Source organism: Rothia mucilaginosa ATCC 25296, from assembly GCF_000175615.1.
In the GTDB taxonomy this organism is placed as follows: domain Bacteria; phylum Actinomycetota; class Actinomycetes; order Actinomycetales; family Micrococcaceae; genus Rothia; species Rothia mucilaginosa.
Genome location: NZ_ACVO01000001.1, coordinates 55,588 through 73,593 on the forward strand (window position 1 = coordinate 55,588; position 18,006 = coordinate 73,593).

12 protein-coding genes are annotated in these 18,006 nt (G+C 62.1%); 10 read left to right on the forward strand and 2 right to left on the reverse strand.

The window, feature by feature from the left end; translation table 11 throughout:
• Window positions 1-25: 25 nt before the first annotated feature.
• Window positions 26-1,906: a GTPase gene (locus ROTMU0001_RS00220; protein WP_005507442.1), complete on the forward strand. Its 1,881-nt coding sequence runs from the start codon at window positions 26-28 to the stop codon at window positions 1,904-1,906.
• Between the two features lie 127 nt (window positions 1,907-2,033).
• On the opposite strand, the gene ROTMU0001_RS00225 is transcribed toward ROTMU0001_RS00220, so the two are convergent.
• Window positions 2,034-2,930: an IclR family transcriptional regulator gene (locus tag ROTMU0001_RS00225; RefSeq protein WP_005507443.1), complete on the reverse strand. Its 897-nt coding sequence runs from the start codon at window positions 2,928-2,930 to the stop codon at window positions 2,034-2,036.
• Window positions 2,931-3,340: 410 nt separating this feature from the next.
• Here ROTMU0001_RS00225 and leuC point away from each other — a divergent pair, with 410 nt between their 5' ends.
• Window positions 3,341-4,783, forward strand: a complete 1,443-nt coding sequence (leuC, locus tag ROTMU0001_RS00230) for a 3-isopropylmalate dehydratase large subunit (RefSeq protein ID WP_005507445.1) — start codon at window positions 3,341-3,343, stop codon at window positions 4,781-4,783.
• 26 nt (window positions 4,784-4,809) lie between these two features.
• The gene (gene leuD, locus ROTMU0001_RS00235) at window positions 4,810-5,403 is read left to right on the forward strand and encodes a 3-isopropylmalate dehydratase small subunit (protein ID WP_005507447.1); all 594 of its coding nucleotides are present in this window, start codon (window positions 4,810-4,812) and stop codon (window positions 5,401-5,403) included.
• A gap of 146 nt (window positions 5,404-5,549) precedes the next feature.
• On the opposite strand, the gene ROTMU0001_RS00240 is transcribed toward leuD, so the two are convergent.
• Complete coding sequence (locus ROTMU0001_RS00240) at window positions 5,550-7,001, reverse strand: hypothetical protein (RefSeq protein ID WP_005507448.1); 1,452 nt, start codon at window positions 6,999-7,001, stop codon at window positions 5,550-5,552.
• Window positions 7,002-7,693: 692 nt separating this feature from the next.
• Here ROTMU0001_RS00240 and murA point away from each other — a divergent pair.
• From murA to ROTMU0001_RS00275, 7 genes are all read left to right on the forward strand, one after another.
• On the forward strand, window positions 7,694-9,127 hold the full coding sequence (murA, locus tag ROTMU0001_RS00245; RefSeq protein ID WP_005505632.1) for a UDP-N-acetylglucosamine 1-carboxyvinyltransferase: 1,434 nt from the start codon (window positions 7,694-7,696) through the stop codon (window positions 9,125-9,127).
• Window positions 9,127-9,984, forward strand: a complete 858-nt coding sequence (locus ROTMU0001_RS00250) for a lysophospholipid acyltransferase family protein (protein WP_005507450.1) — start codon at window positions 9,127-9,129, stop codon at window positions 9,982-9,984. The genes murA and ROTMU0001_RS00250 overlap by 1 nt, the downstream gene beginning before the upstream one ends.
• Window positions 9,985-10,095: 111 nt before the next feature.
• Window positions 10,096-11,214: an NAD(P)H-dependent glycerol-3-phosphate dehydrogenase gene (locus tag ROTMU0001_RS00255; RefSeq protein ID WP_005507451.1), complete on the forward strand. Its 1,119-nt coding sequence runs from the start codon at window positions 10,096-10,098 to the stop codon at window positions 11,212-11,214.
• Between the two features lie 226 nt (window positions 11,215-11,440).
• Complete coding sequence (locus ROTMU0001_RS00260; protein ID WP_005507452.1) at window positions 11,441-12,559, forward strand: D-alanine--D-alanine ligase family protein; 1,119 nt, start codon at window positions 11,441-11,443, stop codon at window positions 12,557-12,559.
• Between the two features lie 550 nt (window positions 12,560-13,109).
• Window positions 13,110-14,831, forward strand: coding sequence for a hypothetical protein (locus ROTMU0001_RS00265; RefSeq protein ID WP_044141547.1), 1,722 nt, complete (start codon window positions 13,110-13,112; stop codon window positions 14,829-14,831).
• A gap of 78 nt (window positions 14,832-14,909) precedes the next feature.
• Window positions 14,910-16,265 (forward strand): thiamine-phosphate kinase, encoded by a 1,356-nt coding sequence (locus tag ROTMU0001_RS00270; protein ID WP_005507455.1) that lies wholly within the window; start codon window positions 14,910-14,912, stop codon window positions 16,263-16,265.
• Window positions 16,266-16,522: 257 nt separating this feature from the next.
• Complete coding sequence (locus ROTMU0001_RS00275; RefSeq protein WP_005507456.1) at window positions 16,523-17,833, forward strand: DAK2 domain-containing protein; 1,311 nt, start codon at window positions 16,523-16,525, stop codon at window positions 17,831-17,833.
• The last annotated feature ends 173 nt before the right edge of the window (window positions 17,834-18,006 follow it).

Here is an 18,006-nt window from a genome sequence, read left to right on the forward strand (position 1 = left end):
ACCACAGACGAAGAAATAACGCACTATGACTACCCCCGAGAAGAAACTCGAGAACGCCGAGCGCAACGCCGAGCGAGGCGCCACCCCCACCGTGGCGACCTCGCCCTTCGTGCGCTCCGTCGCATCCCTGAAGGACGCCATCAGCTACGGCGAAGGACGAGTCCCCGAAACCGTGCTGCTCGACGCCGCCGAAACCCTCGAACGTCTCAGCCAACGCCGCGAACTCTCCACCGAACACACCGTCATCGGCTTCTTCGGTGCGACCGGCAGCGGCAAATCCACGCTCTTCAACGCCATCGCCGGGCAGAACATTGCCCTCTCCGCTCCCACACGCCCGACCACCTCCACTGTGCAGGCGGCAATCTGGGAAGCCGAAGGCAGCGAAGAGCTACTTGACTGGCTCGGCATCGACAAGCGCGTCTACCCGCAAACTCAGGCGCTCGCCGCTGAAGGAGAGGCAACCGAGGGTAACGAAGCCAGCGGAAACAATAAAGTAGCCGGGGGAGTGGCGGCACCCAATGCTGTCACCGAACCGGCACCCGGACTCTTCAACCGCATCCGCCGCGCAGTCGGCGGACGCGGCGAAATGCGCACCCGCACCGGCGGCCTCATCCTGCTGGATATGCCCGACTTCGACTCGGTCACCACCACCAACCGCGACCTCGCCGCCCGCATGATGCGCTACGTAGACGTACTCGTCTGGGTTGTCGACCCCCAAAAATACGCCGACGCCGTCATCCACCGCGACTTCATGGTGCCGCTTGCCGCATCCGGCGCGCAGGCGCTCTGCGTGCTCAACCAGGCGGATAAACTCGCACCCGCCGAGGTGCCCGCCGTGCTCGCTTCCCTCACCCGCCTGCTCCAGGCTGAGGGCACCGAAGCGCACCTGCTCGCCGCACCCATTGCCGTCTCCGCACGAACCGGTGAGGGCATCGACGTGCTCCGCGACCTGCTCGCCCAGGTAGCCGCCGCCAAGAGCCTATCCCTGCAGCGAACCGACGCGCAGCTGCACGCCACCGCCTCCCAGCTGCGCACCTACGCCGGGGGAGAGGGGACCGTGCTCGCCGGAGCCTACGCCCTCGAAGCGGAGCAGAAGCTCGTGAAGGCATGCTACACCTCCAGCCAGGCAGAGCAGGTTCTGGAGGCGGCAACCGCCTCCTACCGCCGCGCCGCGGGTCAGCACACCGGCTGGATCCTCACCCGCTGGATGAGCCGCCTGAAGGCTGACCCCCTGCGCCGCCTACACCTGGGGCAGCAAGAGGAAACGAAGAGTGCATCTAAGGCCAAGAAGTCCGCTGGTATGCTCGGTTCCGATAGCGAGAACGCACCCGAGCTGGTGGCATCCTCGCTACCCCCGCTGAGCGCCGCGCAGAAGGCAGGCATGGCAAACGCCGTGCGCCAATACAGCAAGCAGATGGCGGCGCGCATCGACGAACCGTGGAAGCGCAGCATGAAGGAAGCCGCCCTCTCCCGCGAGGCGGAGCTACCCGAACTGCTCGAACGCGACATGGTGCGCATCGACTACGGTCTGGGCCGCACCCGCGCCCCCTGGGTCATCTTCAACGCCCTGCAGTGGATCGCGCTACTGAGTGCCCTGGCGGGCGTCGGCTGGCTGACCCTGATTTCCGGCATGGCGTACCTGCAGATTCAACTGCCGCCCGCCCCGACCCCCGAGGGCTCCCCGGTGCCCCTGCCGACCCTGCTTCTGCTACTGGGCATACTCCTTGGCATCGCCTCGGCGGGTGTGGGCAGGCTACTTACCGCTATGGGCTCACGCTACTACGCGCGTAGGTTGCGGGGTCGCCTGCAGACCGGCATGGAGAAGGCGGTGCAGTCCTGCGTGGTCGCCCCGGTACAGCAGGAAGCAAAGCGCCTCAACGCCTACCGCAAGGCGCTGGACATTTAGCGGCATATCACCTGCGAAACCGCATCAGGACAAGCCTCATCAGACTAAGAGCGCACAAAAGAATCCCTCCCCACCTCAACCGAGGCGGGGAGGGATTCTTTTCGTTAAATCTATACGCTACTGAAGCTTAGTCCTCTTCAGTGCTCTCAGCGCAGGGAGCCTGCTGAGACGCCGCAAGCTCACGCAGACCGTCCGTAATCGCCTGAGCAGCCTTAACGACCAGCTCAGGGTAGTTGCGGTTCGGCTGGCGGGTCATGCGGTCAATCGGGCCTGAGATAGACACCGCCGCAATCACCTTGCCACCGGGCGCACGCACCGGAGCAGAGACCGAGGCGGTACCGCGCTCGCGCTCACCTACGGACTGCGCCCAACCGATGCGGCGCACAGCCGCGAGCATGGCGGCGCTGAAGTGGGCGTCGCGCAGGCCTTCAACAATGCGGTTCTGGTCTTCCCAGGCCAGCAGAACCTGGGCTGCGGAACCAGCCTGCATGGACAGCTGGGTGCCTACCGGGATGGATTCGTGCATGCCGGAGGGTCGTGCCGCGGTTGCCGCACATACACGCCAGTCGCCCTGGCGGCGGTACAGCTGGGTGGACTCGTCAGCTTCGAGGCTGAGCTTCTGCAGAATCGGGTCTGCCACGGTGATGAGCTCATCGGAAATGGTGGCGGACGCGAGTTCGGTCAGGCGGGGTCCGAGCATGAAGCGTCCCTGCACGTCACGGGCTACGAGACGGTGGTGAGCCAGCGCCACGGCGAGGCGGTGCGCGGTGGGGCGTGCCAGACCGGTTGCCTTGACGAGGTCGCCCAGGGATACGGGGCCTGCCTCGAGGCAGTCAAGAATGAGGGTTGCCTTGTCGAGCACGCCAACGCCGGAGGAGCCGTGGGAGTGTACCTCTACCATCTGCTCGTCGGCGGCCATGTGTTCGGGCGGCTTGACAGGGTCGACAATCGGTGCGTTGTGGTGTGTGGATGCGTTGGGGTGACGCATTCCGTGTGCGTTAAAACGTGATGCGGAAGGAGTCATTCTTATATTCTATCTCAGAATATGAAAGATACCCCGGACTTCATGGACTCTTTGGGGTGCAGAGCTGAAGATGGAATCACCCCCTACGGGATAAATTATGAACTTTTCATAATAAGTGTTTGTGTGGGTTTATGGGTGAAAACATGCGAAAAGACGCAGAAAAATGCGAATAATCCCGCAAAATTACCCTGGAGTCATAGAGTAAACCCACATAAAAACACTCGCTAGTTCGGGGTGTTTCTAGGCCGTCTCACAGGCTAAGAATCCGTGAAAAAATATGCGACACGCCGCAGGGAAATACCGATTTGAGGATCCCATCGGGTACATAATCCGCCCCTCAACTCCGCAAACTTGCGGCACGCACCACACCGAACGCATCCACCGTAGGAACGCATCAAGCAGGAGAAAGCATGACTAGCGAACAGAACGCAACCACCGCGGGCACCCGTCCGCGCACCCTGGCAGAAAAAGTCTGGGACGCACACGTCGTCGTCCCCGGTGAAAACGGCAAGCCCGACCTGCTCTACATCGACCTGCAGCTACTGCACGAAGTGACCTCCCCCCAGGCATTCGAAGGCCTGCGCATCGAGAACCGCCCCCTGCGCCGCCTCGACCTGACCATCGCCACCGAGGACCACAACACCCCCACCGACAACATCTTCGGCACCATCGCCGACCTGACCAGCCGCACCCAGATCGAGACCCTGCGCCGCAACGCCGCAGAGTTCGGCGTGCGCATCCACTCCCTCGGCGATGAGGAACAGGGCATCGTGCACGTGGTCGGCCCGCAGCTGGGTCTGACCATGCCCGGCATGACCATCGTCTGCGGTGACTCCCACACCTCCACCCACGGTGCGTTCGGCGCTCTCGCGTTCGGTATCGGCACCTCCGAGGTGGAACACGTCATGGCGACCCAGACCCTGCCCCTGGCACGCTTCAAGACCATGGCAATCAACGTTGAAGGCACCCTCAAGCCCGGCGTGACCGCAAAGGACATCATCCTCGCTGTCATCGCGCAGATTGGTACCGGCGGCGGTCAGGGCTACGTGCTCGAATACCGCGGCTCCGCGATCCGTTCCCTCTCCATGGAGGGCCGCATGACCATGTGCAACATGTCCATCGAGGCGGGCGCACGCGCCGGCATGGTCGCCCCCGACGAGACCACCTTCGAGTACATCAAGGGTCGCCAGCACGCGCCCAAGGGTGAAGAGTGGGACAAGGCAGTCGAGTACTGGAAGAGCCTGCCCACCGACGAAGGCGCCGTCTTCGACAAGGAAATCTTCATCAACGCTGACGAGCTCGAACCCTTCGTCACCTGGGGCACCAACCCCGGTCAGGGTATTCCGCTGAGCCATGCCGTTCCCTCCCCGGACGACTTCGAGGACGAGAACGACAAGGTCGCAGCAGAACGCGCCCTCGAATACATGGACCTGGAGGCGGGTACCCCCATGAAGGAGATTCCCGTGGACGTCGTCTTCCTGGGCTCCTGCACCAACTCCCGCATCGAGGATTTGCGCGCCGCAGCAGACATCGTGCGTGGCCGCACCATCGCCGAGAACGTACGCATGATGGTCGTGCCCGGATCCCAGAAGGTCCGCGCGCAGGCAGAAGCAGAAGGCCTGGACAAGGTCTTCAAGGACTTCGGTGCCGACTGGCGCTTCGCCGGCTGCTCCATGTGCCTGGGCATGAACCCCGATCAGTTGGCACCCGGTGAGCGTTGCGCCTCCACCTCGAACCGTAACTTTGAGGGCCGCCAGGGTAAGGGTGGTCGCACCCACCTGGTCTCCCCGGTGGTTGCTGCCGCAACCGCTGTGCGCGGTACCCTGTCCGCCCCGTCCGACGTCGTGGCCTAGCACGCCGCTATAGCTAAGGAGCCATTATGGAACCCATTATTAAGCACACCGGCATTGGCGTGCCGCTGCGTTCTTCGAATATTGATACCGACCAGATTATTCCCGCCGTCTACCTCAAGCGAGTGACCAAGACCGGCTTCGACGATGCCCTCTTCGCTAACTGGCGTAAGGACCCCGAGTTCATCCTGAACCAGGAGCCCTACAAGCATGGTAGCGTGCTGGTTGCGGGCCCGGACTTCGGTACCGGTTCTTCCCGTGAGCACGCCGTGTGGGCGTTGCGCGACTACGGTTTCAAGGTCGTTATTTCTGCTCGTTTTGCCGATATTTTCCGCGGCAACTCGGGCAAGCAGGGTCTGGTTACCGCGCAGGTTGCACAGGACGATATCGAGCTGATTTGGAAGGCGCTGGAGCACGAGCCCGGCACCGAAATCACCGTTGACCTGGAGTCCAAGACCGTAACCGTGGGTGCGCTGGTTGTTCCCTTCGAGATTGACGACTACGTGCGTTGGCGCCTCATGGAGGGTCTGGACGATATCGGTCTGACCCTGCAGAACCTCGAGGCTATTGAGGCGTACGAGGCGAAGCGCCCCTCCTGGATGCCCCGTACTCAGGAACTCTAAGCCGAGAGCTCTAAAACCTAGAGATATAAAGCTCGAAGGCGGCGACTGAAACAGTTGCCGCCTTCGAGCTTTTCTGTACCCAAAAACCTGGCACACATATGAATGTGCCTCCCCGGAACTTCCGGGGAGGCACATTTATTGACTATCTAGAGCGCGCCCTCAGTGATGGGGGTGTTCAGGGTTGCGTTCTCGGTGCAGCTGTACAGCGCCGCAGAACCGGGGGAGCGCACGCCCGCGGTCGGGTTCGCGTTCTTCGCGGTGGCAAGTGCGAAGTCAGAAACCACTTCGTGGTTAATGTAGCTGCCGCCTGCGCCACCGCCGCTGCTCAGGGAGCTGAGCGAGTAGATGTTGCCCTCGTTCTCGAACTGCACCTGGCGGCCGAAAACGCTCTCGCGGTACGCACCGATGGTCCAGATGTTCAGGCCTGCGCCGCCGCCGCCGTAGCCAGCGCCTCCGCCGGATGCTACGGAAGTGAGAGAAAGCTTGCCATGGGTGCGGGAGAGCAGGGCGCCTGAACCGCCCTTGCCGCGGTAGGAGCCGGTTGCGTCGGCGCCGCCGGTGCCCTTCTCGCCCTCGACCACGGAGTCACCCTCGTACATGTAGTAGCGAGGGAAGTCGTAGGTTTCGAACCATGGGTCGGACATGGGCATGAGCTTCAGCTCGTTATTCTCGTCGAGAACGCCGACCAGCGCCTCACCGAGGGTACCCGCCACGCCGGAGCGGCCAGCGGTACCGCCGGTGACCATGAAGCGCATGTCGAGGGTCTTGTCGTCCTCGTCGAGGGGCTTGAATTCCTGGTAGGGGCTTGCCATGAGCATGCCACCCTGACCGGTGTTGTCGGTGCCCAGGTCGCCGCCTGCGCTACCGCCTGCGGTGGTGGATGCGTCACGGCCGTCCGGCGCTACGCGCAGTGCCGGGTTCAGCTGGTCCTTGGGCTGAGTATCGAAGACGCCCTGGTGGGTGGTGAGGGTGCCGAGCTGTGCGCCGCCACCACCGGCACCTGCGACAGCAACAATGGTGACTGCGCCGTCGCGAACGAGTTCGACCGCGGAGGAACCGCCGCCGGACGCGCCGTACACGTAGCCGCTATCAGTGCCCACTACCTGCGCGCTACCGGTTGCTTTGCTAGAACCGGTGGAGTCGCCGCCTGCCGCGTAGCCTTCGCCGCCGAGTGCGGGCTGTGCGCCGGCTGCGGAGCCGACGCCACCGTTACCCGCCCAGACGCGCAGGATGTCACCGGACTTAACCGCCAGAACGCCGCTGAGCTGTGCACCGGCACCGCCGCCAGACAGGGCCGCGTTCGTGACATCGGTCAGGTATTGGGGAGTGAAGGAGGTTGCGGCACCGCCGGCACCTCCCACGAGGTCGAAGCGTACTCGTCCAACGCCTTCAGGGACGAGCCATTCGGTGTATGCGCCAGCCTTGTCGTCGTAGCCGGTTACAGTCGGCTTGAGGGTGAGGGCGGGGGAGCAGGTGGGCTCGCCGCTTGCCGCCCATGCGGGGACGGTTGCGCTGGCAAGGATAACGGGGGCGCTCCATGCCGCGCCCTGTACGAGGCGACGGCGCGAAATGCGTGATGCAGTGTTGTGATGTGTCATATTTGGGGTCCTCCGGTAGTTCGCGGATGCAGCCGCGAAGTGACCTGTGGTTGGTTGCGATACGCCGTGGTTTTCGGTTGACTTTCGAATATTTACGGTGATGTTGAAGTGAATTTTTGAAGTTGAAGTGAAGCAGGAAGCCGAACCGTTTTAGTTGGGCGTTATCGCAAGGTTGTATGCAGTGAATGTACGCCCGTTCCCTGCCGTGAGGCTCCGTACTGCATGGAGTGACGGCAATGCCGGCGCCGATGCCGCAGTTGAGAGCTGGTGGGTTTCTCCTTGAGAGTGGAGGCACCGCTCAGCGGGCACGAGTGTGCACGTTATTGTAGGGGCGAGGTTGCTCTCAAGTTCAAATTTGTGCGTCAAAAAGAAGAAACTAACGTCAAATTTTGGCGAAGAACCAGAAAATGTTTGCATTAGTGTGAATATTTGTGTATCTTTTTGTCTTTTCTAGATCTGATTCTGAGGAGGGGTCAGAGCGGTTTTTCACATACACAACAGAGCAAAATCTCAGTCGCGGGTTCCAAAGGTTCTTCAGTGTTTGGAGCACCTTTACGCAGGGCTTAGAATAATGATGAATATATGCGCCCGTTTCGCCCTGCTACCGGCAGGGGCGCGGCACGACAGAACGCGGCGCATCGGCACACTGTTAAAGTTCGGCCTAAACCAGCCGACTCCACAAAGGATTTTTAATGACTGAGAACATCAGCAAGCTTCGCATTGAAGGTGGCACTCCGCTCGTTGGTGAGGTTCACGTTCGAGGCGCCAAGAACCTGGTGCCCAAGGCGATGGTCGCAGCACTGCACGGTTCGACCCCCTCGACCCTGCGTAACGTTCCCGACCTGAGCGATGTCGAAATCGTTACCACCCTCGTGGAGCTGCACGGTGCAAAGGTCGACTACGACCGCGAAGCTGGTGTTCTGACCCTCAACCCCGCACAGGATGCAACCACCGCCGCAAAGAACGCAGAGGAGATTCAGCTCTTCGGTGGTAATTCCCGCATCCCGATTCTGATGGTGGGCCCGCTGCTACACACCCTCGGTACCGCACGCATCCCCAACCTGGGTGGTTGCAAGATCGGTGACCGCCCCATCGACTACCACATGTCTGCACTGCGCAAGTTCGGCGCAGTCGTTGAGAAGGACGACGAAACCGGCACCACCCTGATTGTTCCCGAAGAGGGTCTGAAGGGTGCAGAGATTGTGCTGAACTACCCCTCCGTGGGTGCTACCGAGCAGGTTCTACTCACCGGTGTGCGTGCTAAGGGTAAGACCATCCTGCGCAACGCTGCGATTGAGCCCGAAATTATTGACCTGATTGCTGTTCTGCAGAAGATGGGCGCGATTATCTTCATTAACGAGGACCGCACCATCGTCATTGAGGGCGTGGACGAGCTGACCGGCTACGATCACGCGTCCCTGCCCGACCGTAACGAGTCTGCTTCTTGGGCTTCTGCGGCGCTGGCTACCGGCGGCGACATTTTCGTGCGCGGTGCAGCTCAGAAGGACATGACTGCGTTCCTGAACCAGTTCCGCAAGATGGGCGGCCTGTACGAGGTGACCGCTGATGGTATCCGCTTCACCCACCCGGCTCAGCGCACCCCCGGTGCAGAGCTGAAGCCCATCGTTTTTGAGACCAACGTGCACCCCGGCTTCATGACCGACTGGCAGCAGCCCCTCGTCGTGGCGCTGACCCAGGCTAAGGGCGCGTCCATCGTGCACGAGACCGTGTACGAGGAGCGTTTCGGCTTCACCAACGCCCTGAAGCAGATGGGCGCAGATATCGTTGTTATGCGCGATTGCGTGGGCGGCGCACCCTGCCGTTTTGAGGGTAAGGGTTACGGCCACTCCGCTATTATTTCTGGCCCCACCCCGCTGACCGGCGCTGATATTGAGGTTCCGGATCTGCGCGGCGGCTTCTCCCACATCATTGCTGCGCTGGCTGCTAAGGGTACCTCTCACGTGAGCGGTGTTGAGCTGATTGCTCGCGGCTATGAGAACTTCGAGGAGAAGCTCAAGGGCCTGGGCGCCAACTTTGAGGTGCTGGCACGCAAGGCGTCGAAGGCTCCCAAGCCCGATGCAGCAATCGTCGTTGTTGAGCCCGAGGAAGTTGAGGTTCAGGGTTAATGAGCGGACAGCAGGGAAAGCAAGCGCTGCCGGAGATTGAGCCCACCGCTTACGGTGACGCTCTGTACAAGGTGCTCGGTAACGCCGCACGCGGGCTGTACAAACTCATCGCGCGCGTTGAGATTACCGGCCGCGAGAATCTGCCTTCCAGCGGCGGGTACATTATCGTGGCTAACCACACCACTGAGCTTGACCCGGTGACCGTGGCTTTCCCTGCTTTCGTTGAGGGCGCCCTGCCGCGCTTCTTGGCGAAGGATTCGCTCTTCCGTGCTCCCGTGCTCGGCTACATTATGCGCAAGCTCGCGCATATTCCTGTGGTTCGTGGTTCGGTGGATGCGCGTAAGTCCCTGATTACTGCCCGTAAGATTGTTGAGGCTGGCGGTGCCGTCGTGATTTTCCCGGAGGGCACCACCACCCACGATCCGCAGCTGTGGCCCATGCAGGCGCGTACCGGAGCGGCTCGTCTGGCTCTTGCGACTGGTGCACCCGTCTACCCGGTGGCGCACTGGGGTGACGAGCAGATTCTCGGTTATGTGGATGAGGCTGGCGAGGACGGCCGCATCAAGGAGAAGCGTAAGATTTCGCTGTTCCCGCGCAAGACCGTTCGCGTGAAGGTTGGTAAGGCGCTGGATATTGCCTCCCTCGTTGAGGACGCCAGCCCCGAGGCTAAGCACACCCGCACCGAACTGGGCGTGGTCACCGACGCCATGCTGGACGCTATTACCGCCGAGCTGGAGAAGATCCGCGGCGAGAAGGCTCCTGAAGGTCGTTGGAACCCCCGCACGAAGCGTCGTGAAGCCCCCGGCACCCCTTCGGGGCCGGTCGGTGGCGCGCTCGGCGAACCGGACGAAAAGTAGCATCCCAGCTGGGAAAATCGTAGAGGCCCTGACAGAAGCCGCGGCTATTTGCTGAGGCGCCTGTCAGGGACTCGCACAATAAGCTCGCAAGGAAGAGAGGCAGGTGTTTTCGTGACCTTCTTTGGACGCACCCCCGCAGCAAGCCCTGAATTTACCCCTCCGGCAACCGTACAGTCTATTGCGGTGCTCGGCGCCGGTAGCTGGGGCACCGCTTTCGCTAAGATCGCGGCGGACGCTGCCCGCGAGCGCGGCGATAACACCCGCGTGACCCTCATCGGTCGTGATGAGCAGGTGATGGCTGAGTGTGAGCGCACCCGCGAGAACGCCCGCTATTTTCCGGGAATGAAGCTACCGGATAACATGCACTTCACGGCGGATGCCCCCGCGGCGCTTGCCGGCGCCGATATTGTGGTTCTTGCCTTGCCCGCGCAGGTTCTGCGTTCGCAGTTGCAGAGCTTCGCCCGCTATATTGAGCCGAACGCCATGCTGGTTTCTTTGGCGAAGGGCCTGGAGACCGGTACGGGTCTGCGCATGTCGCAGGTCATTACCGAGGAACTGGAAGAATCCATGGCTCTGCGCGGCGCTGATCTGCGCGCGATCGGCCATATTCCGCACCGCGTGTGCGTGCTTTCGGGCCCGAACCTGGCGAAGGAAATCATGGGGGAGGAGCCTACCGCCTCCGTGGTTGCGGCTCGTACCCTGCCGGTGGCTGAGTCTGTTGCTCACGCGATTGCGTGCGGTTACTTCCGCCCGTACACCAATACGGATGTGGTGGGTACCGAAATTGGCGGTCTGGTGAAGAACGTGATTGCCCTTTGCGTGGGTATTTGCGAGGGCCGCAATTACGGCGATAACTCGAAGGCGTCCATTATGACGCGCGGTTTGGCGGAGATTACCCGCCTGGCGGTGGCGTTGGGCGGTGAGGCTGCGACGATGAGCGGTCTTGCCGGTATGGGCGACTTGATTGCGACCTGCTCTTCGCCGCTGTCTCGTAACCACACGGCGGGCCGCCTGCTGGCTCAGGGTGTTACCCCTGACCGCCTGCACGAGCATATGAGCCAGACGGCTGAGTCGATTAAGTCGGCGCCGGTGGTGGCTGAGTTGGCTCGTCGTCACGGCGTGGAGATGCCCATTGTTGAGGCTGTGGTGGCTGTGCTTTCGGGCCGTATTGGCATTGAAGAGTTGGCGCCTCAGTTGCTGGGTCGCCGCCTCAAGCATGAGGGCCACTAGGTTTTGAAGCTTTCTGGTGTGCTGGCACCCCTTGATTCGGGTTGTGTGCCAGGACATACTAGAAGAAGATTGAATGTAAACATCCAAGGACGGATACCGTTGCGGAAAACCGGTGCGTGAGAAACGCATCAGTGACCGCGACGGTATTCGTGCGTTAGGATTATTGACGCATTGCCGTTCCACCTTCCGGACCTAAGGGTAGGGGAACATTGACTAGGAGAAATATATGACCGAGAAGAAGACCGTCGCCCTGCTGTGCGGTGGCCGCTCCTCCGAGCACCCGATTTCGCTCATTACCGCTGCCGGCGTTCTGGGCGCTATTGACCGCACCGCCTACGACGTCATCACTATCGGTATTACCCGTGACGGCCGCTGGTACCTGACCGATGAGCAGCAGCTCGCTGAGCTGACTGCTGGCACTCGCGGTACCGCAGAGTTCCCCGAGGGTACCCAGCAGGTGTTCCTGCCGATGGGTGCCGGCGATTCCCGCCTGACCCTGGTGGATGCTGAGGGTAACGTTACCCGCACCGCACCGGTGGACGTTGTGTTCCCGCTGCTGCACGGCCCCTTCGGTGAAGATGGCACCGTGCAGGGTCTGCTGGAAATGGCTGACCTGCGCTATGTGGGTTGCGGTGTGACCGCATCCGCTGTGGGCATGGATAAGCACTTCATGAAGGTTGCTTTCGAGTCTGCTGGCCTGGAGGTCGGCCCCTACGAGGTTGTCACCAACCGCCAGTGGGAGCACGAGGACCGCGAGCAGATTCTGGAGCGCGTGCTGAAGCTGGGTTTCCCCATGTTCGTGAAGCCGACCCGCGCAGGTTCTTCCTTCGGTATTACCAAGGTGGATTCGGTGGAGGAGCTCGTGCCCGCGATTGAAGAGGCACGCCGCCACGACCCGAAGATCATTATTGAGGCGGGTATTGTGGGCCGCGAAATCGAGTGCGCTGTGCTCGACGGCCACCACGGCGAGATGCCGCGCGCATCCTACCCTGGCGAGATTGAGGTTGTGGATCAGGACCATGGCTTCTACGACTTTGAGGCGAAGTATGTTTCTGAGTCTTCCGCTGTGACCGTGTGCCCGGCGAACCTGCCGCAGGATGTGCAGGAGCGCCTGCGTGAGCTGGCTGTGAAGGCATTCCTGGCGCTGGATGGTGAGGGTCTGTCTCGTGCGGACTTCTTCTACACCGAGGATGGCCGCCTGGTCATCAACGAGGTGAATACCATGCCCGGCTTCACCCCGATTTCGATGTACAAGACCATGTGGGAGAACACCGGTATCTCTTACACTGATCTGATTAGCGAGCTGCTGACCCTGGCGATGGAACGTCCCCTGGGTCTGCGCTAGTTCTTGAGGCTGCGTTAGTTGTTATTGAAGCTGCGTTAGTTCTTGGGCACGCTGTCGTTTTGACTGCGCTCAGTTATTGAATACGTAACGGTGGGGGAGTAGCCCCTGCTGTAAGGCGCCTCGGTGCGGATTCTTGAGGGATTCGCGCCGGGGCGCTTTTTGCGCGGTGGGCAAGTTCAGCCTGTGTGAGAGGGAGAATTGGTACGTATTAGCCTCTAAATCTTTATGAGAATCGCTCGAATTTCACCCGTGGGAAAAATCACTCATACTCGCCTCGGGGCTGCTTGGATGATGGAGTGCAAGTTTTAAAGTGCTATTGATAAGGCAAAACGTAATTCTGCTCATAAGTGCATGAAATGATGCTTCTAGGTAATGAAAAGATGCTGTTGGTGGTCGTTGCACATCTTGAAGCTCAAAGATTGGTATGAAAGCGCTAAAATGAGTAATGAAGAAAAAGCCGATTCGGTAGAATAGATGAAGGTATATCCAATCTGCCCTAGCGATTGGGTATCTATTCACTCACAACGTATCAGAAAGTCAAGGACAACCTTTGGGAAAACGAAACCGTAAGGTGGTCTCTGCGAGTCTGGCGACAGCACTGGTTGCTTCCGGAAGCCCCTACGTAGCCTCATTTGCTCAAGATCTGCAGGAGGCAGCGTCTCAGGTTCCGCCCAACCCTGTCGGCACCGCAAGCCAAACCCTGGACCCCACCGCAAACGCGGCATCTTCCTCTCAGACGGCAGTACCCACGCTCGCAACCGTGAGCGCATGGCCCACCGCTCAGGGGGACAATAAGACTGACAAAGCGCAGGCAGAGCCCACCGCTCAGCCTAGCGCTTCTTCGAGTGCTCAGCCCACTGTTAGTGCTGAGCCTTCCGCAAGTGCTACGCCCAGCCCGGATGCGAACGCTACCGCGCAGCCTACTGCCGAGCCCACCGCTTCTGCTAGTGCGACTGCAAGCCCGAGTGCTGCGGCGAGTCCTAGCGTAGAGCCCTCTAAGGATGCAACCGCTGAACCTACCGCTACGCCGACTGTAGCTCCTAGCGCAAGTGCCGAACCCAGTGTTGCTCCTACCGCAACTCCGACGGCTGAGCCGACTGTAGCTCCGACTGCGGAGCCTACGGTCCAGCCGACGGCAGAACCTACTGTTGCTCCCACTCCGGAGCCGACCGTTGCGCCTACTGCGGAGCCCACCGTGGAACCCACTCAGGATCCGATTCCTGAGCCTACGGTAGAGCCCACTCCTGAACCTACTCCCGAGCCGACCAAGGACGTAACTCCCGAGCCGACCCCGGAGCCTACTCAGGATCCGACTCCCGAGCCGAATCCGGAGCCCACTCCTGAACCTACTCCCGAGCCGACGAAGGACGTAACTCCCGAGCCGACCCAGGACCCCGCTCCGGAACCGAATCCGGTGCCCGCTCCTGAACCGACCAAGGACGTAACTCCCGAGCCGACTCAGGAACCGAGCGAGGCACCCACCCAGGATCCTTCTCAGGTTCCGGTCGTCCCGGCCCCGGTTCAGGATCCGACTCAGGAGCCCTCTAAGGAAGCTAAGCAAGAGCCGACTAACGAGCCGACCAAGGACGCGGTCATCCCCGTGATTCCGGTAGCTCCCGTAGCTCCGGTAGAGGATAACAAGGACAGCTCGGACTCCAAATCGGTTACCCCGATCGAGACCGAACCTGTTGCTCCGATTCCTCCGGCGAACAACCCGGTGACCGTCCCCGGCAATCGCCAGGAAGTCTCTGGGGAAGATGTCATCATCTCCATTGAGCTTCCGCGACCGGGCAACTCCTCTGAATCCTCAAGTTCCTCTTCGGGATCTTCGAGCTCTTCACCGAGCAAGGCACCGAGCGACAGGCTTGATGGCGACGATGACGATCCGTTGCGTTCTGGCGGCACCACCCTCGGACGAATCGCAGCTAATAACGGCTCGAATGACTCCATCCCCGGTGCGGCAGACTGGGTTGCTGGATACCTCTCGCGTAATAAGACCGACGAGGACCACTCCCACGAGGCAAGCCCCTCGAGCTCCTCAAGCTCGGTATCGGCTTCGAAATCGCCTAGCTCCTCCACCTCGGCTAGCGCCAGCCGCTCCGCAAAGAGCGTGGCAAAGGCTGACGGCGCGAATGCCGCCCAGGAGCAGGCCGTGAAGAATGCGGACGCGGACGATTCCGGACTTTCCGGCATTGCACCGCTGATCCTCTTCTCACTCATCGGTCTGGTGCTGATTGCTCTGGCAATCCGCTACTTCAGCCGCGGAGCATAAGGCGAACATAACGCGTAAGAATACGCGATAATAGAGGATGTGAATCCTCAGACTTTTAGCGAAACGCGGGACAACCCCATGCGAGAGACACCTCTCTCAAAGCTGGGGGAGTCCCGCGTTCTGCGCGCTTTCATGCCGATTATCAACGCCCACAACGAGCAGGTTGCCGCTGCGGCACGCCAGGCGGGGCGCATCGAACCCCTCGAGGTGGGCCCCGGTGACGACTGTGCCGTCCTCGCCGCGCCCGCGCCCGGTCAGCGTACCGTGGTCACCACCGACACTCTCGTTGAGGACCAGGACTTCATGAACCTCTGGCCCGGCGGTATCGCACGTGCGGGTGAGGGCGGTGAGTTCATTCTGGAACCTGCCCGTAGCAGCGGCTACGATGTGGGGCGCAAAGCCGCGACCCAGAACCTCGCCGACGTTGCCGCCATGGGGGCACGCCCGGCGAGCCTCTTCATCTCTTTGAGCCTGCCCGGTAGCACGCCTTACGGCTGGATTGACGGCTTCGCCCACGGCATTGTGGACGGAATCAACGCCTGCGGAGCCACCGAATGTGTGATTGGCGGCGGCGATATTGGCGACTCCACCGAAATGTCGGTGACCGTCACAGCCCTCGGCTACACGGATTGCGCCGTGCTGCGCTCCGGCGCACGCCCCGGTGACACTATCGCCCTGGCGGGGCGTACCGCCTGGTCCGATGCTGGTCTGCGCCTGCTGCTCAACCCTCTCTCCCTGCCCGCCACGGCACTGCTGCGTGCCATCGCCGCAGGTCAGAGTGTTGAGGCGGCGCTGGGCGCGGGGGCTCAGGCGTGGGCTCAGCGGCAAGCTGAAGGTACTGGTGCTCTTCCTGCTGGCGCTCTTCCCGAGGGGCTCATCGAGCTCGCCCGCACCCTCACCCCCGAAGATGCCGCGCACATGATTACGGTCTGCGAGCGCGCCGTCGCATCGCAGCACCACCCGGTCAGCCCCATCCCCGCCGGTGAGGTGGCGCGCCAGCATAAGGCAAGCTCCATGCTGGATCTTTCCGACGGACTCGTAAAGGACGCTGGGCGAGTTGCCGCCGCCTCCGGGGTGCAGATGCGCCTCGACCGTGCCGCCGTGGATGCGTTCGCCGAGCCGCTGCTACCGTTGGCGCGCCTGCTGCTGGCGATTGGTGAGCGCAACGAGGCGGGGGAGAGCCCCGCATCCCTGGCGCGCACCTTCGTGCTGGTTGGCGGGGAAGACCACGGCCTGCTGGCGACCTTCCCCGGTGAGGTGCCCGAAGAGTTCGTGCCCCTGGGCACCTGCGTTGCGGACGCCCCGGAGCGCGGTCTGAGCGCCGAACTCTACGGTGCCGAGCGCCGCCACAATGCGGTGACCGGCGCGGCGGTCGTGATGGACGGCCGCTCCCTGGACGGCATGGGCTGGGAACACTACGGGGCTTCCGCGTAGGAGTTCCACCGAGTGCCGCGAGGTGCGTGCGGTTTGTAGTTTAGTCCGTGCTTTCATCCTCCGTGCTTTTCATCCCGCGGGATAGACGACGGGCAATACCGTACATTTAACCGAAATTGCCTAGAATAGAAGTACGAAATAGGCTGGATTCCGCCCGTGCCGCGGGCGCCGAGAAATCAGCCGGGAACTAGCCGGGAAATCAGTCGGGAACTAGCCGAGAACCACGCGAAACTGACGAAACCGACGAGGAGGGTAGCGTGAACGCAGAACAGAACCAGCGCACCGAAGAGCGCGAGATTTACCGCCGCGCCTGCGTGCGCGCCTACCGCTTCGGCGTAGCGTGGTCCACCGCCGCCCGCACCACCATCGAACGCTACCGCGAGGCGCTCAACGAGCTCAACGGGTTCCCCGTGCCCGATAAGGACACCGGCTCCAATATCGCCCACACCCTGCTGACCCTGACCGAAGAGTTTGAGCGGGGCATGGAGCAGGTTCTGCCCAACGAGAGTCTGCCCAGTGAGGTTCTGCCCGCTGGCGAAAATCCCGGCGGGGAGGGCACGTGCGTGCCCGAGGCGGCGGGTACCTCCGAAGAAGAAACCCTTGCCCACCTGTGGATTCAGCTGGGCGGAATCTACGAGCACGCGATTATGCGCGCATCCCGCGTGGCGCGCGGCAACTCCGGTACTCTGCTCTGCGCCTGGGCGCTGGAGGCGGTGCGCAGCTACTGGTTCCTGCCCGGAAACCTCGCCCAGGAGCTTGGCGATGCGGCTGCCGAGTTGCCGCTCGTGCGCGCCCTGGAAGCAGACTACGAGCGTGTGCTGGCTGGCGGTTCCCTGCCGAAGCACCGCGAAGTGAAACTGGAGTACGCCCACGCGGAGGCGCGCGCGATGGCGTTCGCGGCTGAGCGTATTCGTGCCAGCGTGGGGGAGCAGATGGTGCCCTCCACGATGCTGTCGGTCATGGTGGAGCTCGCCCGCCTGGACGCACACTATGATGCATCGCAGGACGCAGAAGTTGCCGATGAGGTGCTGAAAGAGCGTCGACGTGCGCTGATGCGTGCCGCGCTGGAACGCACCGCGCAGTTCCCGCCCTCGCCCGAGCTTGCCGGTTTCGTGGATGCCGGCGCGCTCGGCTTCTACCTTGCCGTGGTGCACTCCAACCCGCGTTGGGAAGGTGCGACCCTGAACGAAGCGCAGGTGGAATCCATGCTCCGCGCGCCCTCTGCCGGTGTGACTTCTGTGGCCGGTTCTGCGGCGCAGGCGGACTCATACCCCGCCGAGCACGCAGAACACGCGGGGCAGAGCGGCTGGGAGCTCATGGGTACGCTGACCTGCGAGCCCCTCGCCCTGGCGCAGCTACGCCCGGAGCTTGAAGCCATGGGCGACAGCCTGCTCATTACGCCCCTGGACATGGCGGCGGGGCTCTGGGCACTGCACGTGCACGTGCCCGACATCGACCCCGCCCGCGAGCTGATTATGGGCTACGGTCAGTGGTCGGATGAGCGTATTTCCTCCCTGGCGGATGGTCGTCACGCCGACCACGCGTGCGGTGCGGAGGGCGGAGCATGAGCCCCGCCCGACGTTCCGTGAACCCGCAGCAGGAAGCCCTGGACTTGGGGCTTCCCGAGCCTGCTCCCGCCAAAACTAAGCCGACAAATTCTAAACCCGCGAAGGTTGAGGCAGCGCAGGGTGAGCCCGTAGATTCTGAGCCCGTAGACCCAACGGCTGTGGAGCCTACCCGC

Coding starts and splice junctions, on each gene's coding strand:
- ROTMU0001_RS00220 (WP_005507442.1), top strand. CDS start 26: ATGACTACCCCCGAGAAGAAACTCGAGAACGCCGAGCGCAACGCCGAG.
- ROTMU0001_RS00225 (WP_005507443.1), bottom strand. CDS start 2,930: ATGACTCCTTCCGCATCACGTTTTAACGCACACGGAATGCGTCACCCC.
- leuC (WP_005507445.1), top strand. CDS start 3,341: ATGACTAGCGAACAGAACGCAACCACCGCGGGCACCCGTCCGCGCACC.
- leuD (WP_005507447.1), top strand. CDS start 4,810: ATGGAACCCATTATTAAGCACACCGGCATTGGCGTGCCGCTGCGTTCT.
- ROTMU0001_RS00240 (WP_005507448.1), bottom strand. CDS start 7,001: ATGACACATCACAACACTGCATCACGCATTTCGCGCCGTCGCCTCGTA.
- murA (WP_005505632.1), top strand. CDS start 7,694: ATGACTGAGAACATCAGCAAGCTTCGCATTGAAGGTGGCACTCCGCTC.
- ROTMU0001_RS00250 (WP_005507450.1), top strand. CDS start 9,127: ATGAGCGGACAGCAGGGAAAGCAAGCGCTGCCGGAGATTGAGCCCACC.
- ROTMU0001_RS00260 (WP_005507452.1), top strand. CDS start 11,441: ATGACCGAGAAGAAGACCGTCGCCCTGCTGTGCGGTGGCCGCTCCTCC.
- ROTMU0001_RS00270 (WP_005507455.1), top strand. CDS start 14,910: ATGCGAGAGACACCTCTCTCAAAGCTGGGGGAGTCCCGCGTTCTGCGC.